Origin of the sequence: Brumimicrobium oceani, assembly GCF_003143775.1 — a bacterium.
Taxonomy (GTDB): Bacteria; Bacteroidota; Bacteroidia; order Flavobacteriales_D; family Crocinitomicaceae; genus Brumimicrobium; species Brumimicrobium oceani.
In genome coordinates this window covers 110,412-135,117 of the sequence record NZ_QFRJ01000005.1, presented here as the reverse complement: position 1 = coordinate 135,117, position 24,706 = coordinate 110,412, and the positions used below count along the sequence as shown (strand labels likewise).

Genomic DNA, 24,706 nt, shown 5'->3' with positions numbered 1-24,706 from the left:
TTCCTAATTAATCAGCACTACTTTTCCTACCTGTCGCCCCTTCACTTCTGGATCATCAACGCTTGTCCAAATTAAATAGACTCCAGTTGCTGCACGTTTGCCGTCCATGGTTTTTCCAGACCAAGTAGCTGTTCCTCCATTTGAAATGGTTTGGTAAACGAGCTTACCTGAGATATCCGTGATTTTAACATCAGAATTATACGCTATTCCTTGAATGGTAATGGGTCCAGAAAATTCTGGATGAACGGGATTAGGAAAAACATTTACGCTTTCATATTCCAAATCCCCTTGAGAAGCATCAGAACGATAAGAAATTAAACCGTCTTCTGTAAGAAAAAACACCTCTCCATTCGTTTGATTAATACTGATATCAAGAATAGTATTACTCAATAACGGGCTATTTTCGGAAGTAAAATTGCGTTCTACTCCTAATCCATCAGGAGAAAGCAAGAACACGCCAGAACTCGCGGTTCCAATCCATTTTCTGTTTGCTCCGTCAATTTCAATTGAAGTAATGTGGGTTGTTCCTAAAACAATTTCAACATTTTCTCCAAATTGAATTAATAATTTTTGGAAATCATACTGTCCGGGATCGGCTTCAAAAATATTTGATGCGCTATACAAAACGCGCATTCCTTCAGGAGTTCCAATCCAGATATTTCCTTCAAAATCTTGAGCAATAGCTTCAACAGAATTCGAAGGGAGACCTCCATTGTTTGGAGCGGTTGATAAAAACCTGTATTTATCATCGCTGGCATCGTCAATATTCTCTCCTTCATTGAACGCCAACAATCCAGCTCCAATAACCGCCATCCACTTTGTATTGTTATTGTCTATTAAAAGTCTGCCTGTGATTCTATTATTTACCGCACTTCCAACGTTAAACTCGTACCACACCCCTTCTTCTGACTTCACTTTTAATGGTTTTACTGCGTTGGCGTTGGCCACCCATAAATTGCCTTGATCATCATATTCAATATCTGAAATATATCCCCAACCTACGTTTCCTGTTTCTTCAATTAAGCTATTTGAAAACACAAAAGTATCTACAATTGTAGCTTCGTTGGTAATCACCAGTGGAATTCCAGAATAACTGCCATAGGCAACTTCTTTGGTGTTTTTTGGATTAATCGCCGTAGAAATAAAATCCCAGGTTGGTGTTCCCGCTGTCATTACTTCCTCACTAATCACAGTTGAAATCCATTCGTCATTGGTCATGGTTGCCCCTCCTCTTTTACTGAAAGAAGGCCCTGTTCCATTTAGTCCTCCTCCAGCTACAGCCAAAGTTCCATTGCGCCATTTTGAGCGATAGGCAGAATTATATCTTGGTCCACCAAAAGTAATTAAGCTTGAATTAAAAGCATTGCTAGCTTTAACTAAGCCCCACTTACGATCTGCGATATAGTAATCATTACCAACAATGCAAGCATGAGCAGGCTCTGGGAAACTAGTATTCTGATATTGATAAACGTTATCCACTTGATTCAATGCTAAATCATAATTATAAACAGAACCAGCTACAGAAACCAATAAATTCTTTTGCAGACCATCCAAACCATGAATCTCAACCTCATCCAAAAAGGCAGTGGGCACACCATTTACTATCTGGAAAAGTGTATCCCCGTTGTAAAAATCATGATTGTAAGACAAAAACAACTTATCATCAAACACTTCCAGTTCGTTATAAACTCCGTTTGCTGTATAGTCAGGTACTTTGTTCATTTTTTTCCATTGACTTGGGTCGGCCAAGAAAGAATTGTTTTCTTTCCCTACATAAACCCCCTCTTCCGTTAGCACATAAATACTGTCTTGATAAAAGGCAACATCTATAAATTTTGTACCCGAAGTAGTGGGATTATAGGTATCTTTAATTTCATTTTTATTTAGGTTTACCACTACAATTCCAACACCTGTTGCCATGTAAGCAAACCCTTCTTTTACAGCAATTCTGTTAATCCTCTTTAAACCGTTTACAGACGATTGAACAATAGCGGGTAAATTATAAACACTATTATTGTTTATAATGTCTAGATTACCAGTTTCATAGCCAATAAGTAAGCTAGCAGAGCCCTTATCGAAGGCTACCGCCGAAGGAGAAACATCAGACAAATAATTGGCGACGGTCCATACTGTTTTCTCTCCCTGCTCAAGATCATACTCTAACATTCCGTTATTCATTATGGCATAAATAACATTATTGCCCTCAACTACGTCTATTGCTGAATTCGGTGATATGTGCATTCTCCATTCTCCCATTCCTAATTGGGATAAACCAACCAGTGAAAAGCCAAATGCTATTAATAGTGTTCCAATTTTTCTCATGCTGAAGATTTAACGCCAAAAATCGTTATTTATTTGAAATTTGAGTGAAATATAAGGAATCAAAGACTCAAAAATTCAAAATTCAAAGAATCAAAAAATATTCTAATTGTATTTACTAACTTTAGACCATGAAATTTACAGAGCTCGGATTAGACGAACAACTTATAGAGGCAATTGGATACATGGGGTTTGAAACCGCAACTCCAATTCAAGAACAAGCCATTCCAGAAATTATAAAAGGACGCGACATTATTGGTTGTGCACAAACAGGAACTGGGAAAACGGGTGCTTTTGTTTTGCCTATTCTACACAAAATAGCACAAAATCCAACGGATAAAATAAACACACTAATCATTGTTCCAACACGTGAATTAGCCGTTCAAATTGAACAACAAATTCAAGGTTTATCTTACTTTATTTCTGTGAGTTCGAAAGCCATTTATGGTGGTGGAGATGGAAAAGATTGGAGCGAACAAAAAGAAGCACTGGTGAACGGAACAAATATTATTGTTGCAACGCCAGGAAAACTATTGTCGCATTTAAAAATGGGATATGCTGATTTCTCCTCTTTACAACATTTGATTTTAGATGAAGCAGACCGTATGTTAGACATGGGATTCATTGATGATTTGTCAACAATTTTTAAAAGTTTGCCTGCAAAACGCCAAAACTTAATGTTTAGCGCAACAATGGCCAATGAAATCAGGAAATTTGCCAGAACTTTATTAAAAGATCCTGTTGAAATTAATTTGGCTTTGTCAAAACCTGCTGAAGGGGTAAAACAATCTGTTTATTTAGCTTTTGACGAACAGAAAAATGCTTTATTAAAATCTTTAATTCAAGAAAGAACAGATTACAAACGAATTATCATTTTCTCTTCCACCAAAGAAAAAGTGGGGACGATTGTGAAATATTTAAAGAAAAACAATCTGAAAGCCAGCGGAATTTCTTCAAACCTAGAACAAGAAGAAAGAGAAGAGGTTTTACGCGGATTTAAATCTGGGAGGATTTCATTACTTGTTGCGACAGACGTGATGAGTAGAGGTATTGACATTAAGGAAATCAATATGGTGATCAATTATGATGTGCCGAGAGATGCCGAAGATTATGTTCACCGTGTGGGAAGAACAGCACGTGCCAACACCAAAGGTGAGGCAGTTTCTTTGATTAACCCAAAAGACATGTCGAAACTGTCTAAAATTCAAGATTTAATTGGTTCAACGATTCCTGTTTCTCCATTGCCAGAAGAATTAGGTGAAGCACCAGTTTGGAAAGAAAAATCGAAGTCTAAACCATTCAATAAAAACAAGAAAAAGAAGAAGTGGACGAAGAAAAAACCAAGTGCTAAAACCGTCGATAATTCCAAAAAAGACAATCCAAAAGAGAACCAACAGAAAAAAGAACATTCCAAAAACAATCCACCAAGGAAAAGCCAACCAAAGCCAGAGCAAAAACGTAAGGAGAATCAAGAGAAGAATAAACAGAATAAAGAATAGTCTAAATGAAAAATGTTGCTTTTTTAATTGCGAGTGGGTTGTTAATGTTTTCATGTTCGAATGAGAAAAATCAAACAGAAGAAGATATACAAACTGAAAAGGAAGAAATTCAAGAAACGGTTTCTGATAGCACACCAGATGCCGAATGGAATGGCGAATACATGAAAATAAAAGACGAAGAAGAACCAAAAGTGAAAAGAAAAAGCCAAGGTTCTGACTTTTACAGCATGGGCAGAGTGGACTTGAAAATTGGAGAGAACCAAGTAGATTTCAAACTATTCGAACGCAAGAAAAACGCACTTACTTTTACCAATGAAAGCATCACAGCATTTATCAGAAGTGCGTTCAACGAAGACATAAAGGTCCGCTTTAAGAAAAAAGACATTGTTATCAATCACAAAGGAAAATATAAAGCTGACCCCTCTGAAAAAGCCAACAATTCTTTCTCAATGACCATTTTGGCTGGTGAACAAGGAAAACAAAAAGAATATACTTTAGAAAGTGGAGAAGCAGAAATCATCGCTTTTTCACCACGTTTAGGAACTTTAGAAATGAAAATTAAAAGCATTTTCGTGAAAAAAGATGGCACTAAACAAAATGGCGAAGGAATGATTAAAATGAATTTCGAGAATGCTGTGATGACGGCTATTTAAATTTTAAATTTGACTTTTGCTTCGCTTAGTCAAATTTAGAATTTACAGTATTGAGTTTTGAGTGTGAGTATTGAGGCGAAATCAAATGAGGTTTATTTTCCTCTCTAAATCTCTGTGTGCTTTGTGCCTTCTTGGTGGACTTTGTGGTTAAAACATAATAATAGCTCGGGTTAAGCAATTCTCTAAACTCTGTACCGTTACAAATCTTTTTCTATTAATGCGAACACTAAATCTTAACTATTTTTGAATGTCCAATTGAGTTTTCTGTAACTACTTTAACAACATAGTTTCCTTTTGGAAACGAACTGATGTCTAAAGTTGTAGTTTTTGAATTAACTTTCTGGCTAGAAATTATCTTTCCGTCCATTGAAAATACTACCAACTCACGAATTAATTCATGCGATACTATATTAACTTTATTTTCTGATGGATTGGGGTATAATTCAAATGACAAGTTTTGATTTTCTTCAACTAGATTTGCAGTAAGTGTATTGGTTAAAACTTGCGCTCCGTTTACTCCCCCACCATTGGTTGTTTTCCATAAATGCCAGTCATAGGTTATCAAGTTTTGAGAAACTAAAAAACCAACTGTATCATTCACAAACTCCATGAAACGAACATTCTCATTGATATTTCCATTGAATGCATCGACATCATAAAATGTTTCTCCACCATCGCAACTGCGAGCATACCTCCCATCCAAAACCATGTGAATACATGAGTTAGTAATTGCAATATCTGCAAGATCATACCTCTGAGGAAAATGAATAGCTTTTTGTGCTCCAAGTGGCAAAACATCCATATTCAATGATGCAAAATTACCATTGTAAGGTGGACCAAAGTCCTGCCCATTCCAGGCATACAAAGTAGAATACAATATATCGTTATGAAATTCAACTTGATAAACAAAACCTTCGCATAAGGGATTGAAGGGTTGGGTTTGCCTATCACCTGAAATTGGGTCGTAAGTATATAAATTTAAATTGCCATGATACACAAATTGATCCTCCAATAAACCAAGACTGTTGGGGTAAATGGTATCAACATGTTGCCAGTTTTGACCGTAATCATTGGTAAGATACATGCCTTGTTGGTAGAAAAACATGCCTGTACTGTCGTTAATGAAAGACAGTGACCTCTCTTTATTAAACCCTTGAATTGAATCAATGGTTTTTTCTGTCCAAGTAAGACCATTATCCAAAGACGAATGCAGTACTTTTCTTTGATATGGTGGATTAGCTGTTGAGTACACATTGATTAGTGTTGAAAAATACAAGTTCCCCCCTTCGGTAACACAAGCATTATCTCGCATTATAGTTTGATTGAGAAAAAGTGTGGAATCCCAAGATTGTCCATAATCTGTACTATTATATGCCATTGCGTTAATAGACGACCCTCCGTTGTAGGGTTCAGTAATAATCATCATGTCGCCGTTGTCGTTCATTTCGAAGACCTTTATATCAAACATACTATAATTACTCGGAATTTCAAAAACCTGAGTGAATTGAGCTTCACCCACAGTTGCTAGCAAACAAAAAAGAAATGTTAATCGAATCATAGCTTAACTATTTTAGAATGGCCAATCGAGTTTTCTGTAGCTACTTTAACAACATAGTTTCCTTTTGGAAACGAACTGATGTCTATAGTTGTTGTTTTTGAATTAACTTTCTGACTAGCAACAAGCTTTCCGTCCATTGAATATACAACCAACTCACGAATTAATTCACTGGATACAATATTAACTGTATTTTTTGATGGATTAGGGTATAATTCAAATGACAAGTTTTGATTTTCTTCAACTAGATTTGCCGTAAGTGTATTGGTTAAAACTTGCGCTCCGTTTACCCCTCCACCATTAGTGGTTTCCCATAAATGCCAGTCATAGGTTATCAAGTTTTGAGAAACTAAATAACCAACTGAATCATTTACAAACTCCATGAATCGAACATTCTCATTGATGTTTCCATTGAATGCATCGACATCATAAAATGTTTCTCCACCATCGCAACTGCGCACATACCTCCCATCCAAAACTATATGAATGCATGAGTTTGTTATAGATAAATCAATAAAGGCATACCTCTGAGGAAAATGAATGGCATTTTGCGCTCCAAGTGGCAAAGCATCCATATTCAATGATGCAAAATTACCATTGTAGGGTGGACCAAGGTCGTGACCATTCCAGGCACGCAAAGCAGAATATAATATATCATTATGAAATTCAACTTGGTAAACAAAACCTTCGCAAAGAGGGTCGAAGGGTTGTGCTTGCCTATTACCTGAAATTGGGTCGTAGGTATATAAATTTAAATTGCCATGATACACAAATCGATCCTCCAAAAAACCAAGACTATTGGGGTAAATGGTATCAACGTGTTGCCAGTTTTGACCATAATCATTGGTGAAATACATGCCTTGCTGGTAGAAAAACATGCCTGTACTGTCGTTAATAAATGACAATGAGCGATCTCGAAGCGAACCATCTATAGAATCAATTTCACTTTCCAACCAAGTTACACCATTATCTTGTGATGAATGTAATACCCTCTTTATATAACCTGGTGGATTGGTAGTTGAAGGAACACTTATGAGAGTTGTGAAATATAAATTGCCTCCATCCGTAACACAGGCATTATCTCTCATCATAGATTGATTAAGAAATAAGGTTGAATCCCAAGATTGACCAAAATCAGTGCTAGTATATACCATCTTATTAATAGTTGGTCCTCCGTTGTAGGGTTCAGTAATAAGCATCATGTCACCGTTATCGTTCATTTCAAACGCTTCTATATCAAACCCACTGTAATTACTCGGAATTTCAAAAACCGGGGTGAATTGAGCTTCACCCACAGTTGCGAACAAACAAAAAAGAAATGTTAATCGAATCATAGCTTAACTATTTTTGAATGTCCAATTGAGTTTTCTGTAGCTACTTTAACAACATAGTTTCCTTTTGGAAACGTACTGATGTCTATAGTTGTTGTTTTTGAATTAACTTTCTGGCTAGCAACTATCTTTCCGTCCATTGAAAATATAACCAACTCACGAATTAACTTATCCGATACAATATTAACTTTATTTTTTGATGGATTAGGGTAAAGCGTAAAATTTTGATCGTTTTCCATATTATCCGTTGACAAAGGAGGTGTATCATACAACCCATCAAGCGTAATAAAAGAACCCCAAGCTGCAACAAAATCACCTGACAGGTTTGATGGACCAAGATCTCTAAAATAATCGTTGTACATTGTCCCTGTTAATACTTCATAAGGTTCTGTGAACAACCTTTCATCTGGAGGAGTTGTAGGCAAATTTACTGTACCTGTATTTCCTGCAAAATATAAGCGATTCACTTCGTTTACATTGGTATAGTTTAGTTCAACAGGGCCTTCAGAATATCCACCGTTACCAAAGAATGTTGTATATCGCAATTCATCCGAATTATCAAAAACTGCTATGTAGGCATCCATGGCCAATGATCCAATGTTGTTATTGATTTGTGTGCTGTCATAAAAATTGATAGGATTGCTGGCAGGAAAAGGAATTTTGGGTCCGAAACTTGAAACGGGTTCATTTCCACTATTGCTCATTCCAGTAATAGCGTATGCACCCTTATCTAATATAGCTATTGAGGGTCTTGTCCAAACCACAAAAGGTGAGTAAGAAAAGGTTCCGTATTCTTCAAGGTCGCCACTGAAATAGCCTGACAAAGTGAAATTTAAGGGTGAATTTGCTTGTGGAAGAGTAAACTTAAATAAGAGGTGGTCAGCTGCTCCCCACGGTGCTCTGCTCATTCCTGCACCGATAATTGGGATATCACCACTACCATGGTTGGTGCAACTGTTTCCAGGTACTGCATAAGCTGTACCGATACCGTAAGTAATATTCGTTGAAACATCTGTCTGTAAGTCTGTTACCATATCCCGACATTCTCCGCCATAATAAGCGGTATGGGTGAGTACATCATTTTGGTCAAACACAGCTATAAAACCATCGTAATACCCCCCATTATAAGCGTTAAAATCTGGATCAGTTGAGGGGTTTAAGGACGGCATATCGTTATCAAATCTCAATACTCCACCGATAATCAATTGGTTTGATTCATTTTTAGTCATGGTGTTGATCCTTTCAACATCAAAACTATTAAACCAAAGAGGTTGATTGTTAGCATCAATCTTCATGATGAAACCCGTTCCATCTGTAAAGTTTGAAGCACCCGCTTGCGGAATTAAAGGTGTAGAAGTACTCCGCTCTCCAACGATGTATATCGAACCGCTCTTATTCATAATTTCCATAGGAATTTCGGCATCTTCCCCACCATAATATGTGCTGTAGTTCAAAATTCCGTTGGCGTTAAATCGAGCATAAAATAAGTCAAAACAAGTTCCGCAATTTGGATTGCTTGATACATCATTCGTTGGGTCAATAATACCGTCTCCATTAACATCCGCTAATATCAAGTCTGTCGATGCACTCATTCCTGCCATAATAATGTCGTTATTTGTATATGTAGTGATAGACATTGATTTATCAAGTGCAGGTTGATTCGATGCCGTTGGGTTATCACCTCCTAAAAACGTGTACCATTGAGGTTCAATGTCCTCGTTAAATTTTATCAAAAAAGCATCACCTCCATCGGAATAATTCATATTCGGTGAAAAACCAACGGATTCTGCAAAGTCAATATTGTTAGCTTCTCCAGAATAATACACATTTCCTTGTTCATCCGTTGTTACTGAGTGTAAGGTCGTTTTTCCCGCTTCACCTATATAAGAACTCCACTCCAAATTATCTCCAGCTTCTTTTGTTATTACAGGATCATCACCCTGTTTAATTGAGACAAATACAGGAAGCGAAGTATTATAGTTTGGTACGTTAAAATATACTCTACCATCTGCATCCACCATATATGTTGCAGCTAAAAAAAGTATATTATCTGAATTATCTATTTGATAGGCAACTGGTTTTTGAAACTGATAAGTGGATTGGTATGCATCTATATCGACGTTGCCACCGGTGAAGTTAAGACCAGTTAATCCGTCAAATTCCATTTTTATGGTAGATGGGTTAACTCCTTGTTTAATTCTGAAAAGAGCCTTTAATCCTTTACGATTGTGTGTCAGACTCATATCAATTCCATTGTATAAGTTTTTAAAATGTAATTCTCCAACTTCTCGAATATTTTCAAATCCAGCTGAAGAAAGCCCAGTATAATAATGTCTTTTTGCATGACCAATTAGATGGGCTGAAGGTAAAAGTGTCTTATAACTTTTTACCCTATCATCAAAAAAACGCAAGTCCAAACGATTTACGTCATAATTTAAGCCAGTAGTATCAACACCAATTGCAGAAACAAAAGACAATCTATCACGCAATACAAAATCAAAGAAATCTGGTTGAGCGCTATAAAACATTACTTTTTTTGCACTAACATCAGGCTGTCCAAATACACCAAGTTGTCCCCTATTTTCTATAAAAGAGCCATTTTTATAGGATAGTTCAGCTTCATAGTTTGCGATTTGTAATTCGTTATAAGGAAATGAATCTGTTTGACCATTTGAAAATAAAGATACCGTTCCGATTATACATAAACAGAGGTATTGTCTAGTTTTTAATTGAGCTTTTTTCATAAGAATAATTTTTTAGTGTCCACTATATTAATAAAAAATTATCGAACTTCATAGTTTTTTTTGAAAATCATTTGCTGTAAGCAGCAAGCTTTGAGCATACTGCGTATAACTTATGGCTTATTCCTAAAAACCTTCACACTTGGATACCTCCCACAAAACTCGTCTAACTTTTTTCCCCGATTCACCTCAAAAACCTTCGACGCTTTAGACTCTGGGTGTAAATCCCTATGCTGAAATAACATTCTTATATTTCATACAACTCTTACCAGTTTATTCAGTAAAATAAGCTTCTTTAATACATTTACTTACTTTGTGTCTTCTTAGTGTGCTCTTTACTTCGACAAGCTCTGCACAAGTGTGGTTAAAACCAAGAATTATAAATCAAAACTTTTTGCCCTTTGTGATGTCAGTATTGAGTTTAGAGTATTGAGTATCGAGGCGAAATCAAATGAGGTTTTGCTTTTATAATAAAGTAGCTACAGATTTGACATTAAATCGCTTAAATCAGACTCAAATCGCAATGGTTTAGTTGTTCTCGTGAGCTTGCTTCGCTTCGGTACTTTTCAAGAAATGAAATGCTGCATTAAAACTCATCCTTGGCTGTGGAATTCCAGATGCTTTGATTTTAATATTTCTGAAAAACGAAGCAAAAGTTTCAAAAACTTCGGGGTTCTCCTTTATTAGCAAAGAACTTTAAACAATTAAAAAACTATTATCAGTCGGTTTTGATCAAGATTTTAAAACCAATTGAAATACCAACTGGAGGCAATTCACCGGATAGAGAAACGTAAGGGTTATCTATTAATTCTTGATAATACGCATTAAATCCTTTGCTACGAAACGGCAGGATGGCTCCAATTTGCCAAGCATTTAATTTTTTAGTTTTTATTTCTATTCCTGCTCCGAGAGAAAAACCGTAGTCTGTTCTGTTAAATTGATTTGTGCCTTCTATTTTAACTGTGGCTGTATATCCGTACATGCCCTGAAAATAAGGAGTGACTTGTCTCTTTGCCAAAGGTTTAATTACTAATCCTCCGTTTACTCCTAGCCCAGTTAGGTTGTAGCCTAATCCAAGAAAAATTCCTGCATAGTCAACTAATATATATTCTAATTTACCCCCAAAGCCTCCATAATCCAGCCCCAAACCAAAACCGACGTATGAGGGGTTTTTGTGGTAAAACTCATATTCTTTTTTATCTATTTGTTGGGCTTGAGTTATGATAGAAAAACTTAAAAATATTATTGGGAGTAGTTGTTTCAATTTCTAAAATTTTAAGTTGTTAGCGTTCACGCCTCGAAAATAGCGAATTCAAGCGAAAGATGAACAGTTTTTTTAAAAACTCAGCGAACTTTGCGCCTTCTTTGTGTACTTTTCGGTTCAATTTTAGAACCTCAATTCGTAATTAAATTAAGCCATCTCCAAAGCTTCTGTATTCTCCTCCCAAGCTTCCATCACCTCATCCAATTCCGTTTTCAGCGCATCGTATTTCTTCAAAGTTTCTGCTGCTTTTTCTTCATCCGAATAGTCTAAATCAGCAATAATTTTATCCATTTGCTTAATTTCTACTTCTAATTTTTCGATGCGTTGTTCTGCTTTGCGAACAGCATTTTTTAAACGGCTAATTTCTTTCTTCTGTTCTTTTTCTTCTTCGTAAGAAAGTGCTGGTTTGGCTGCTGCTTTTTCTTCTTCCGCTTTCACTTTCGCCGCGGCTTCTTCTTTGGCTTTTGTTTTATTACTTTTACCTTGTTGCTGTGCTTGTTCGAAAGCTTCTGATTTCTTAGCAAGATATTCTTGAACAGTATAATGGTGAATTTTTAATTGCTTGTTCTCAATATCCCAAATTCTATTTGTTAACCCTTCTAAGAATTCACGGTCGTGAGAAACGATAATAAATGTTCCTTCGTACTGCTTTAAGGCTTGTTTCAATACAGCTTTACTCTGAATGTCCAAGTGATTTGTTGGCTCATCGAGAATTAAAACATTCGATGGACTCAACAACAATTGACACAAAGCCAATCTCGTTCTTTCCCCTCCAGATAAAACTCCAACTTTTTTGTCAACATCTTCTCCTCCAAATAAGAAAGCTCCTAAAATAGAACGCAATTGTTTACGGATTTCTCCTTTGGCCACTAAATCTACCGTTTCATAAACTGTTTTAGTTGGATCCAATTTTTCCGCTTGATCTTGAGCAAAATAAGTTACTTCAACATTGTGTCCGTAAGTTACTGTCCCTTCACCGTCTTCGGTTTTCATTATCCGTTTCAACAATGTAGATTTACCCACACCGTTTGGTCCAAGCAAAGCGATCTTCTCCCCTCTTCCAACAGATAAATTGATTTCCTTGAACAAATTCAAATCTCCGTAAGATTTACCAAGATTTTCCATTTCTAGCACCGCTTTTCCGGGTTGAACACTCAAAGGAAAATTAATCCTCATTGCTGAAACCTCATCCGTTTCCACTTCAATAAGCTCTGTTTTATCTAATTTTTTCATCAATGACTGCGCAAATGAAGCTTTACTTGCTTTTGCACGGAATTTATCGATTAATTCCTCAGTTCTTTTGATTTCTTTCTCTTGTTGTTTTTGTGCGTTAATCAGAATTTCAATCTCTTCAGCTCTTCTCTCTTTGTAAATAGAATAAGGATAAGGGAAATTCAAGATTTTACCTTTGGTAATCTCCAATGTTTTCTTAGTCACGTTATCCAAGAAATATCGGTCGTGGGAAATAGTGATTAATGCTCCTTCAAAACGCTGAAGGTATTTTTCCAACCATCCAATTGAAATAATATCCAAATGGTTTGTAGGCTCATCGAGTAATAAAACCGAAGGATTATTGATCAGAATTCTCGCCAATTCGGCACGCATTTTCCAACCTCCTGAAAATTGATTTAATGGCTTGGTGAAAACACTTTCTTGAAAACCTAATCCTAAAAGTGTAGTATTAATTTTCTCTTCCCATTGATATCCTTCAAACAAATTAAATTGTTCGTTGGCAAAATTCAAATCATCCAATAATTGAAGATATGAATCTGTTTCGTAATCTGTTCTTGTTGTTAATTGGTGATTAATATCGTCGATTTGCGTTCTAATTCTATTCAAATCTTCATTTGAAAAATCTAAGTAATCAAACACACTTTGGTTGGTATCAATTACGATATCCTGCGTTAAATAACCAATAGTGGCATCCTTAATTTTATGTATTCTACCCTCTGTTGGCAACTCTCTTCCTGAAAGCAAACGCAACAAAGTGGATTTACCCGCACCGTTTTTTCCAACAAGTCCAATTTTGTCACCTGCATTAATTTGTAGGCTGACTTCTTTAAATAAATACCCTTGTGGTAAGTGAAAGCTTAAATTCTCAATATTAATCATGCCGCAAAGGTAGTAAAAAGATGTTGGATTGTATTTTGAAAAAAGTGGATTAGGTGAGATAAAAATTATTGGATTATTGAGGAAGTTCTTGAGGCAGTAAACCAATTAAACAGCATTACAGTTTGCTCTTTATTGGAACGCGGATGACGCTGATCTATGAACACGGATTTTCACGGATTTTTTTAATGTAGGGTAAATAGAATCGATTAATCCGATAGTTCGGATTCGTGATTTGAACTTAATTCATTAAATTTTATAGAAACCTAAAATATAGAATCACCACAAATCAAAAGTAATAAGGAAACGCATAAATCAGAATTCGTTTTATTGTTAGGTAAAACAAGAAGGCAATTTAAAGACGAAATCTTAATCGATGAAATAACACAAGAAGTTGAGCAAGCTAGAAAATCACGATATGAAAAAGAAGAAAATAACAATGACCGTTGAAAAAACGAATACTGGATTTTCTGCATTTTCAGAAGATTATCCAATATTCACTACTGGAAATTCAATTCCTGAACTCATCAATATCACTTACGAAGCAACCGAATTACATTTCGAGGATAAAAAAGTTAAAGTTGATTCCAGCAGTATTAAATTCGAAATAGATTTTAATCAATTCTTCAAGTATTACAAGGTGCTAAACGCTTAATTTCTTGCGGAAAGAATCGGAATGAATGCTACTTTGCTCTCTCAATATGTCTTTGGAACAAAAAAAACTTCAGCTAAACAAAGTGAAAAAATCTTAGATGGTATTAATCAAATTGGTCAAGAATTAAGCGGATTGAATCAATTGCGAACTACATAGAAGAAAAACTTAACCAACTGACCCGACTGAACAGCTCGTCTGAATCCAACATGATAGCAGAGGTACTATAACTAATTGAACGCTATAGAATCAAACTATTTTTAATACCCCCCTAGTCATCAGCTCATTATAAAAAAGATCGATTTCTTTTTTAAACAACTCTATTTTTTTTATCTTTGATATTTTCACCTTCAGAAAAAGCGAAACTAAATAAGCTGTGCTCAGCTGATTAATAAATAACATCCAAAACCAAATATGAAAAAAATCATTCTGTTGACTATTATTAATCTAATAGGTTTTGGCACTTTTGCTCAAGACACTGAAAGTTTGAACTACTCAACTATTAATTTAATTAGAAGCGGGAATTTTCTAGGTTCCAGTTGTGCATCGGATATTATATTCCCAAATCAAAGAAAGTTCAATTTAAGCTTAAAATCCCATGTAGAATATAAAATATATTCCACAGGACAAATTGCTATTACCGTTGAAGAATCTTGTCCTGCTACCCCAAATACTACTGCCTCATTTTCAAGTCAGCAACTGATCATAGAAGTTGAAGCAAATAAAGAATATTATGTGTTATATAACGCTTTTCGATTTGAACAGTTTGAAAAAGAAGATATTGAAAAACATTTGAAAAAAGCCAAGGACAACAAAATGACATATAGTGAGAACCTTGATGCTCCTATAAATAGAGCATCAATTGTGGCAAATAAGATAGGACCGAGTCAAGGAACAGGTTTTTTGATCAATAAAGATGGATACATAATTACCAATAATCATGTAATTGAAGGAGCTAAAAAAATTATTGTTAGAGGTATAAAAGGTGATTTTAACACCTCCTTTGAAGCTGAATTAGTGAGTGCAGATGGTCAAAATGACTTGGCCTTACTAAAAGTAAATTCAAACCTAATTGAATTCTCTAATCCTCCATATCAATTTGGAAACGTTGACAGTATCAGAAAAGCACAAGAAGTATTAGCACTGGGTTATCCTTTGAAAAACATTATGGGAGAAGAAATAAAAGCATCTTCTGGAACGATAAATTCTTTATCCGGTTACAAAGGCAGTATAAGTCAGCTTCAATTTTCCGCAGTAGTACAACCGGGAAGTAGTGGAGGTCCTCTTTTTAATAGTCAAGGAGAAATAATCGGTGTGATTTCTTCAAAAATAAGATCAGATCTTGCTGATAATGTAAACTATGCCATTAAGGTTAATTATTTAGCTTTTTTTCTCTCCCAAATAAAAGAGGTTGAACTCAATTTAGAAAAAGGAACTGTAAAGAATTGGAGTCCTTCAAGAATTGTTGAAGAGTCATCTAATTTTATTTACATTATCGAAACGGAGTAAAACTAGCAATAATGGATTCATAGCACCTCTGAAGTTCAACTAGATATTCCCCCGTTAAAGAAGGTAAATAATTAGGTTATCAATAAAAATCGCTAATTATAATACTCAACCAACTTTTACTTCACCAAACAACAAATTCATGAATATTAAACTTTCTATTTTCCCAGTTTTATTGACCAGCTTATTATTTTTCAGTTGCAATTCTGAAGAAAAAAAGCAAGCTGACGCCAAACAAGAAGTTGAGGAACAAATCCAATATGAAGAAAATGTTTCCATTGAGAAAATTGAAGAGGGAATTAAGAAATATATTCTTGAAACCACTGAAAAATCGGGTGGAACATTCAACATTAAAAATGATTCGCTTGATTTAGATTTACGATTGGTACGTGTTCATACAGAATATTTATCGCATTTAGGTCCAGGAAGTTATTTCGCTTGTGTCGATTTAGCCGACGAAAAAGGAGATGTTTATGATGTTGATTTTTTCCTTGAAGGAACAGAGGACAGCATGAATGTAGTGAGAACCGATATTCATAAATTGAATGGAAAACCATTTTATACTTGGAGACAAAATAAAGAGGATAAAACTTGGTCAACTGTTCCTATTGAAAATGCTGATGAAGGTTTACTTGGCGTTGTAGAAGGTCAAGATGAATTTGAGTTTTACTATGACCTCACGCTTCCAGAAATTGATGGAAAAGGAAAAATTTGGATTCCAATCGCCGAAACAAATCCCTTTCAAGAAGTTGAAATGCTTTCTGTAGATATTCCCGTTAAAGAAAACTATTTAACAGATGATCAATTCGGAAACAAGGTGCTTTATTTAGAACTAGATGAAAGTCACAGTCACAAGGACATCTCAATTGCATACAGCGTAAAACGTCTAGAGAAAAGTCCTTACGAAGCGGATAAAGATGAGGATTTAGAGCAATATTTAAAACCCAACACTTTAATTCCAGTTGGAAAACAATTTAAGGACATCGCACTTTTTGCTATTGGAAATAAAACGAAAAACGATCCATTAATTAAAGCCAGAGCATTGTATGATTATGTGATTGACAGCATGAAATACATTAAAAACGAAGAAGGAACTTACGGGACGGGAGACGCAGTTTATGCTTGTGATGCACAAAGTGGAAATTGCAGCGAGTTCCATTCTTACTTTATCGCTTTGGCAAGATCTGTAGACATTCCGGCTCGTTTTGCAATTGGAGCTTCGATTCCATCAGACAGAGACGAAGGTGGAATTAATGGTTACCATTGTTGGGCGGAGTTTTACGCAGAAGGAAAATGGTGGCCAGTTGACATTAGCGAAGCCAACAAATATACAGCTTTGGCAACCTATTATTTCGGACACCATGGTGCTAACCGAATTGAACTTTCTAACGGAAGAGATATACAATTTAATCCTGGACCAGCTTCTGGAGCAATCAACTTTTTGGCGTATCCAATTATGGAAATTGATGAATTTATAGTGAAACCAAAAACGACCTTTACTTTTGAAAGAAAAGGTCGTTTAAATTCATAGATGAATAGGGATTTCAACCATAAAATCGGAAATCGGAAAATTTAAACGTTAATTGACCATCGTTTGGGCCGTATCGGATGATTCACCACGGACAACCCGCAATGTAATTCCCATAACGTAATTCCCATAACGTAGAGCCACACGGCCGTGTGGCTCTACGTTATGGGAATTACGATTTACGTTATGGGTTTTACGATTTACGTTATGGGAATTTTGTTTTATGGATTACGGTTTGTAATTTCAAATTATCCCGATACATTCTCAATCAACAACATCAATTTATCCATATATTTCTGTTCCTGATCCATTTTCCCCTGTATAACCGTGGCCTCACCAGATTTTCCAGCGGATTCTAATTCCTGTGATTGTTTTTCTAAATCTTCTAAAATGGCTTCCTCAGCTCTTGCTAAATTTACCAGCGCCATTGGTAGAACTGCATTCACATAAGCTCCGCCATTGTTAGATAAGCGTTCTAACACATAGAAATATTCCATTCTTGTTTTTACATCTTGGCTTTGGTAAAAAGAGGCATAATTTAATACTCCGCCTATTGCATCATAACCAGAAATATCACCGCTTGTAATTGCGTCAGACATAAATTCTATGTTGGAAACATCACCAAAATTCTTGTAAATCCCTATTAATTGTGCTTTCAATGCAGAAGAACGTTCTTTTTCAAGGTCTTTTGCGAATTTCAAAACTTTCACAACATCATTTTTTGTTCCTTTCGTTAATCCATTTAAAGCAGCAGAAACCACTAAATAAGAACTGTCTTTCTCAATTGCGTCAATTAAAATAGTTCGTGTATTCCCTTCAAATTCAGCTTTGAAAAAATCATTAGCCAGCGTGCTTATCGCCGTAGATCTCACTTGTGAATTTTCATCCGAAGTAGCCATTGTATTCAAATATTCAAACACTTCTTGATTTTTGTCTGCTCCTAGTTTATTCAATTTTGAAATCGCCAACTGACGGATGTACCAAAAATCATCTTCCAAAGCATCCAAAATCAATTGTTTTCCTGCAGGGGCTTGTAAACGCGAACCGTAAGTCAAGGCTTTTTCTCTGTCTTTGTAACGTGGAGCATTGTAATATTGGTGAACATACCATTCACGTGGTTTTTTGTGAGTGAAAACGCCCAGCAATGTCCTGTCTTCGTCAACTACAATATTTTCCAACTCTCCCTCAAAATCGAAAGTAAATGTGTTGATGTTTTTATCTACAACAACATCATAAGAAGCTTTTTCACCATTCGCATAAACACCAATTTTTAACGGCAATTTGTACAAAGGTGCTTTTTCTAAATCTTGTGTTTGATTAATGTTAACTGTTACTTTTCCTTCTGCCACTTCTTGCGAAATATTTAGTTTTGGATGATAAGCAGACAAGAACCACTGTTCAAAGAACCAATTCAAATCCTCTCCAGCCACTTCTTCAAAAGCCAAACGCAAATGATGAATTTCTACAGGCTGAAAAGCATTGTCGTTTAAATATTTCTTTAACCCTTCAAAAAACGCATCGTCTCCCAAATAGTAGCGCAGCATGTGTAAAATTCTACCTCCTTTATTGTAAGAATGTGCATCAAACATATCTTCTTTATCTTCATAATCGAACCAGATCATGTCGTGATAACCCATTTGTTTTGAAGATTGGAAATAACCATCGGCCTCTTTTTCTGCAACATAATCTGCGTGGTCTCTTCCGCTAAATTCCTCGTCCCACAAGTATTGAGAATAGTTTGCAAAAGCTTCATTTAATGGAAGGTTTGCCCAGCTTTCGCAAGTCACTAAATTTCCAAACCAATGGTGAAACAATTCATGGGCGATAATTGCATGGTTATTGTCATCGATTAATTCTCTTTTCGTTTGATAAACAAAATCGCCAAAAACAACCGCCCCAGTGTTTTCCATTGCACCAGAAACATATTCTCTTACCACCACTTGGTGATATTTATCCCATTTATAGTCAACTCCCAACAATTCAGAGAAATATTCAATCATGCGAGGCGTTTCACCAAAAATGGCCTGTGCATGTTCTTCCCATTCTGGCTCAACATAATAATGTAAAGGAATTACTGTTCCGTCAGGCTTTGTGTAGGTATCTTTCACTACTGCAAACTCACCAACGGCCATCATGAATAAATAAGGAACATGAGGTAAATCTTGTTTCCAATAATCTGTTCTTGTTCCGTCTGCATTTTTTGTTGCAGATATAAACTTACCGTTAGATAAAGTCTTGTATTTATCCTCTACGGTGATGAAAATTTCTTGTGTTGTATTTTGATTTGGTCGGTCAATTGTAGGAAACCAAACTGAACTTGCTTCGGTTTCTCCCTGTGTCCAAATATGTGGCATTTGCATTTCATTTTCTCCTTTCGGATTAATAAAATACAATCCTTTATCGCTGCTAATTGCGCTTGAACCGCCTTCCAATTTTTCTTCTGGCTTGGCGATATATTCTATCACAACAGTATATTCTTCATCTCTTGAATATTCTTTATCCAATTTTATTCTCAAGAAATTGGCATCATTATATTTGAAGTTCAAATCTTTCCCCTCCATTTTTACGGAATGAATTTGCATTGCTTTAGCGTCGAGAATCAAACTATCTGTTGAATAGAAATAAGGCGAACAAGTTAGCGTTGCTACTCCATTCATTTGAGATTTTTCCCACATAAAATCTACTTCTAGTTTTGTGTGTTTCAAATCTGTTAGAATTGTCGCCGATGGATTATAATGTGGTCTTTCAATGATTTCTATTTTAGAATTCTCTTCATCTGAAGCATCACTTGCAACATTAGTTTCCGTACTTGATTCGGTTTGTTCCGAAACTTTATCTTGTGTTTTCTTCTCTTTGGTTGTTCCACAAGAAGCCAATAAACCAAGAGAAACAACTACAGTGAATATTCTTTTCATAAAATTGATTTTTATTTAACAGAACAAAAATGAGAATATAAATTGAATTTCTTTTAAAATGATAGAGCTATGGTCTCATTTGAAGTTAAAAAGGTCAATTTTTGATTTAGAAGGAAAGATTTTAAAGAACATTCAAGGAGAAAAATTATATTTGTGAAGATTGACTTTTAAAAAATCAGAAAATGGCAGAAGCGAAATACATTGTTGACGGAAATGAAGTAAAAGGGGAAAAAGGATTCAGTTCAGTAGAATGGATTGATGACACTTATTTCAATATTCATTTTATGGGTAAGAAATTTCATGGCGAAATTGTTGAAGCTGCAACTGAAGACCAAAAAATGACCATTAAAGTCAACCAACGTACTTTCGAAGTCAAAAAAGAACGTCCTATTGATGAGTTGATTCACAAAATGGGATTAGACAAGAAGAAAGTAAGAAAGCTTCACCAATTGAAATCGCCAATGCCAGGACGTATTTTAAAATTCTCTGTCGAAGTTGGAGACGAAATTACAGAAGGAACTCCACTTCTTACTTTGGAAGCCATGAAAATGGAAAACGTAATCAAAGCCGAAGGAGAAGGAAAAGTAAAAGCAATTGTTAAAGAAAAAGAAACCGTTGTTGAGAAAGGCGAGTTGATTATTGAGTTTGAGTAGGATTATTGGTGGGATGACGGAACGCGGATGACACGGATGCATGCAACGCGGATTTTCACCGATTTTTTTGTGTGGTTTATGTTGTAAAAGGAATTATTGCAATCAATTTTGACATTATAATTTTAATAATCAAACACCAATTTTAGTTCGAAGGTAAATCTCACCTCTCCCTTTTGGAGGGAGATACAGAGGGAGGACTTGCTATAAGCTATAAATAAAAAGCAAACTCAAGATTTACAGAAAATATTCAGTTTGAAACACTCCAAAACTCAGCACTCTTGTTCATTACTAAAAATCCTCCCCCTTGTCCCCCTCCGAAGGGGGAAACGCAATCAATCAGCATCTTACATGAGAACTAAGTCTTTCTTTTCTAGTTCGTAATTCTCTACTTCGAGCCAACAACTCATTTTTAGTGCAGTTTTCATTTTGAGACTTACCCAACAAACAACAAGCTTGATTATCAACTAATTTAAAACTAAAAAAACAGCTGTTGTAGTCCTAATGTAGACATACATTAAATTGATTTTCGTATTATTCTCTCTATTTTAGCGAAAAATATTAGTGCATTATGAAAAATCGATTTTTAAAGCTAATCACAGTTTTAGCGTTACTCATCACCAGCCCATTTTCTTTTGGCCAAAACCCTGGTGACACCACAGTGGTTCAAACATTAAATTTCAACAGTGTAGTCAGAGACACGCAGATTGTTTTTCCAACCTTCAACTCAAATGAGGTGGAGCGTATCTGGATGAAATACACCATGCGTTGTAAAGATGGATTGGTTTCTCCGGGAGTACCTGGTCAAACAAACAAAGGTTGTGGAGAGTGGGATTATTCTTGTAATACTTACATCACCGATTCCACTAGGCTAGATTCAGTTAAGGCGACAATTGACGAATATATCGTTTATCCTTATGCTTCAAGTGATGACAATTACAGCACAACTCCAACATACAATGTTTATTCAAACGAACATTATGACGTTCAAATTACGGCAACTGCAAACGAAACAAATGCTGTTGTAACAACTGGAGGAACACAAAACTCTTCCACACTTTCACACACAAACAGAGGTGGTAGAAGTTTCGTAATGCTAACAGCGGCACAATTAACAACAGCGGGTTTAACGATTGGAGATATTGACGCTTTGAGTCTTTTCAGCAATGGAAGCACAAATTCTCTAAATCATTTATCTATCCGATTAAAAGAAATTACGGTTACTGATTTGAATGACGCGCCTTATACCGATTTAATTAACGGAACAGAAGTTTATCACGGAGATTTAACATTGACCAATGGTCAAAACAAAATTCCATTTTTCCAACCATTCAACTGGACGGGTGGCAATTTGTTGGTTGAAATAGTTTCTTCTTCAAATAACAATTCTACACCAATTGCACTTTCAGCTACAGATATTGGAGCGGCTCAATCATTAACAAATAATGAAAATCAATTTGTTCAATTCTTCCCTGGAAACTATATTTCAGTTCCTGGTTATTTAGGAGTTACAGGAAATGCCGACAGAACAATCGAAGCTTGGATTAAAACAGAGGGAACAGAAGTAGATGTAATGTCTTGGGGAGAATCATTGCCAGGAAAAAGATTTACTGTTAAGGTAAACCAAGACGGAAGACCAAAACTAGAAGTTCACAATGGTTCTGTAACAGGAAATTTCGTAGTTAATGATGGAGAATGGCACCATATCGCAATTTCTATGTCGGGAATTAGTCTTTCAGGAACAAAATTCTACGTTGATGGTGCATTAGTAAATAATATCGACGTGAATAATATCGTTGTAAACACAGGTGCTTTTAATGAAGTTGAAATTTCTAGAGGTGACTGGAATAACTACTTTAACGGAGGGATGGACGACATCAGAATTTGGAATGCTGAATTATCAGCGGCAACCATTCAAAATTTCATGCATTCTAGAGTTGATGCAAATCACCCAGATTATGCGAATCTGCAGTTGAACTATGTTTTTGACGGAACAACAAACATGATCGACGATTTATCGCCAAATAATAATGACGGAGAAATCAAAGGAGGCACAGTTTTCGGGAAACGTTCGTCGAGTGAACATAAGTTTGATTTCTCGAAAAGTTCAATTATTCCAGACATTACTTTACACCAAGCAGATTATACTTTAAACATCACCAATACACAAGAAAAGGATTCAATCATGAAAGAAAACTACGTAGTAGCAGAAAACGTTTTGGATCCTACAAATGGAACGTATTCTTCAGATATCGTAACAAGCTATTTGAATTATTATCCAAAAGCACATACGACTTATGACATCAATGGGACGTTAATTGGCGATAATATAGACGCCAACGCATTTTTACTCTCCAATTCGGTGATTGACTATTTCTACCGTTCGCCAAGTTCGCTGGAAATTCTCTCCTTAGTAACGCCTTATGGTGTTAATTTAGATTTAGGAATGGAAGGTGTTGCATGGTATTTTGATGTAACAGATTTTTATCCAATCCTTCAAGGAAATCGTGGACTAAAAATGACAAGAGGAGGTCAATGGCAAGAAGATATTGATATTCAATTCTTGTTTGTTCATGGAACGCCAACAAGAGAAGTTTTGGATATGCGCCAGATTTGGAGAGTAGACATGGTGAATCACACAAATATTAATGCCAACAAACATTACGAGCCGCGCACAGTTGATTTAGATCCTGCAACGCAAGTCGCTAAAATCACGTCAGCCATTACAGGTCATGGTCAAGAAGGTGAGTTTATTCCTCGTCAGCACACATTGCAAGTAAATAATGGTCAGCAAAATTTCCAATGGCAAGTTTGGATGGATTGTGGAGAAAACCCAATTTATCCACAAGGAGGAACTTGGATTTATGACCGTGCAGGATGGTGTCCTGGAATGCCAACTCAAATTGAAGAATGGGACGTAACGAACTTCATCAATAACGATCAAATTGATGTTGATTACAATGTTTTAGGCGCAACTGGAGATTCACGATACATTGTAAGTCATCAAATAACTTCTTACGGAGCAACGAACTTTAGTACAGATGCTAGAATTGTAAATGTTCAAGCACCAAATGATCAAATTTCTTTTGGAAGAACAAATCCAATGTGCAGTGATCCATTAATTACTGTTCAAAACTCTGGAAGCAGCAACATTACTTCACTAACGATTGAATATTCAATTAACGGAGGAACTGTTGAATCTTTTGATTGGACAGGAAATTTAGCATTTTTGGAGGAAGCAGAAATCACCTTACCTTCTACTTCTGCACTTTGGACTGGTGTTGTACAAGGTGCTGGAAATCGCTTTAAAGCAAAAATCACTTCTGTAAATGGAGCGGCAGATGAATATGCTTTAAACAACACTTACACTTCTAAATTTACATCAACAGATATTGTTGCACCAAGATTTATTTTGGAGATTAAAACCAACAATATGGCCAATCAAAACCAATACAGAATTGAAGATGCAGATGGAAACATCATCATGGAAAGAACAAGCTTAGCCAATGCTACAACTTACAATGATACCATGGCTTTGACGATAGGTTGTTACCGTTTCGTGATTGAAGATACAGGAGGAAATGGAATTGATTTTTGGGCAAACAATGAAGGAACAGGAACAATGCGATTTAAATCAATGACAGGTGGTCAAATTAAAAGACTAGAAGGTGATTTTGGAGCAAGCTATATTTATGAATTCAGCGTTACAGAAGACCTTTCTGTGAAAAATCAAACAATGTATGATCCAACTATTAACATCTCACCAATTCCATCAAGCGATTTAATAAACGTAGAGGTCAAAGGAAATCAAGACGGAACTTACGCAATTTTTAATGCACAAGGTCAGTCTATGAAAACTGGAACGATTAAAGACTTAAAAGAAAACTCAACAATTTCTATTTCAAATTGGGACGCTGCAGTTTACTTTATTCATTTCAATACGAATGAAAAAACAACAGTTCAGAAGTTTATTAAGAATTAATA

The 24,706-nt window shown here is 35.7% G+C and carries 14 protein-coding genes; 7 read left to right on the top strand and 7 right to left on the bottom strand.

Features of this window, described 5'->3' with window-relative positions:
* Nucleotides 1-3: 3 nt before the first annotated feature.
* On the bottom strand, nt 4-2,322 hold the full coding sequence (porZ, locus tag DIT68_RS08350; RefSeq protein WP_109359344.1) for a type IX secretion system anionic LPS delivery protein PorZ: 2,319 nt from the start codon (nt 2,320-2,322) through the stop codon (nt 4-6).
* Nucleotides 2,323-2,450: 128 nt separating this feature from the next.
* Here porZ and DIT68_RS08345 point away from each other — a divergent pair, with 128 nt between their 5' ends.
* Together DIT68_RS08345 and DIT68_RS08340 are read left to right on the top strand one after the other, a co-directional pair.
* Nucleotides 2,451-3,818 (top strand): DEAD/DEAH box helicase, encoded by a 1,368-nt coding sequence (locus DIT68_RS08345; protein ID WP_109359343.1) that lies wholly within the window; start codon nt 2,451-2,453, stop codon nt 3,816-3,818.
* 5 nt (nt 3,819-3,823) lie between these two features.
* Nucleotides 3,824-4,471 carry a hypothetical protein gene (locus DIT68_RS08340; protein WP_146194162.1) on the top strand — a complete coding sequence of 216 codons (648 nt, stop codon included), beginning with the start codon at nt 3,824-3,826 and terminating at the stop codon, nt 4,469-4,471.
* Nucleotides 4,472-4,697: 226 nt separating this feature from the next.
* Here the strand turns inward: DIT68_RS08340 and DIT68_RS08335 are convergent, their stop codons facing one another.
* From DIT68_RS08335 to DIT68_RS08315, 5 genes are all read right to left on the bottom strand, one after another.
* Entirely contained in the window at nt 4,698-6,029 is a 1,332-nt protein-coding gene (locus tag DIT68_RS08335) for a T9SS type A sorting domain-containing protein (protein ID WP_109359341.1), read from the bottom strand.
* On the bottom strand, nt 6,026-7,360 hold the full coding sequence (locus tag DIT68_RS08330; RefSeq protein ID WP_109359340.1) for a T9SS type A sorting domain-containing protein: 1,335 nt from the start codon (nt 7,358-7,360) through the stop codon (nt 6,026-6,028). Before DIT68_RS08330 ends, DIT68_RS08335 begins: the two co-directional genes overlap by 4 nt.
* The gene (locus DIT68_RS08325) at nt 7,357-10,101 is read right to left on the bottom strand and encodes a DUF7948 domain-containing protein (protein ID WP_109359339.1); all 2,745 of its coding nucleotides are present in this window, start codon (nt 10,099-10,101) and stop codon (nt 7,357-7,359) included. Before DIT68_RS08325 ends, DIT68_RS08330 begins: the two co-directional genes overlap by 4 nt.
* 715 nt (nt 10,102-10,816) lie before the next feature.
* Entirely contained in the window at nt 10,817-11,362 is a 546-nt protein-coding gene (locus DIT68_RS08320; RefSeq protein ID WP_109359338.1) for a hypothetical protein, read from the bottom strand.
* Nucleotides 11,363-11,509: 147 nt separating this feature from the next.
* On the bottom strand, nt 11,510-13,474 hold the full coding sequence (locus tag DIT68_RS08315; protein WP_109359337.1) for an ABC-F family ATP-binding cassette domain-containing protein: 1,965 nt from the start codon (nt 13,472-13,474) through the stop codon (nt 11,510-11,512).
* 415 nt (nt 13,475-13,889) lie between these two features.
* On the opposite strand from DIT68_RS08315, the gene DIT68_RS16420 reads away from it, so the two are divergent.
* The 3 genes from DIT68_RS16420 (at nt 13,890) to DIT68_RS08300 (ending at nt 17,160) form a co-directional block, all read left to right on the top strand.
* Nucleotides 13,890-14,126, top strand: coding sequence for a hypothetical protein (locus DIT68_RS16420; protein ID WP_199223393.1), 237 nt, complete (start codon nt 13,890-13,892; stop codon nt 14,124-14,126).
* A gap of 411 nt (nt 14,127-14,537) precedes the next feature.
* Nucleotides 14,538-15,632, top strand: coding sequence for a S1C family serine protease (locus tag DIT68_RS08305; RefSeq protein WP_109359336.1), 1,095 nt, complete (start codon nt 14,538-14,540; stop codon nt 15,630-15,632).
* A gap of 139 nt (nt 15,633-15,771) precedes the next feature.
* A complete protein-coding gene (locus tag DIT68_RS08300; protein WP_109359335.1) occupies nt 15,772-17,160 on the top strand; it encodes a transglutaminase-like domain-containing protein in 1,389 nt (462 codons plus the stop codon).
* A 245-nt stretch (nt 17,161-17,405) separates the two neighbouring features.
* Here the strand turns inward: DIT68_RS08300 and DIT68_RS08295 are convergent, their stop codons facing one another.
* Nucleotides 17,406-20,072, bottom strand: a complete 2,667-nt coding sequence (locus DIT68_RS08295; protein ID WP_109359334.1) for a M1 family aminopeptidase — start codon at nt 20,070-20,072, stop codon at nt 17,406-17,408.
* 182 nt (nt 20,073-20,254) lie between these two features.
* Here DIT68_RS08295 and DIT68_RS08290 point away from each other — a divergent pair, with 182 nt between their 5' ends.
* Nucleotides 20,255-20,725 carry an acetyl-CoA carboxylase biotin carboxyl carrier protein subunit gene (locus DIT68_RS08290; RefSeq protein WP_109359333.1) on the top strand — a complete coding sequence of 157 codons (471 nt, stop codon included), beginning with the start codon at nt 20,255-20,257 and terminating at the stop codon, nt 20,723-20,725.
* 568 nt (nt 20,726-21,293) lie between these two features.
* On the top strand, nt 21,294-24,704 hold the full coding sequence (locus DIT68_RS08285; protein WP_109359332.1) for a LamG-like jellyroll fold domain-containing protein: 3,411 nt from the start codon (nt 21,294-21,296) through the stop codon (nt 24,702-24,704).
* The last annotated feature ends 2 nt before the right edge of the window (nt 24,705-24,706 follow it).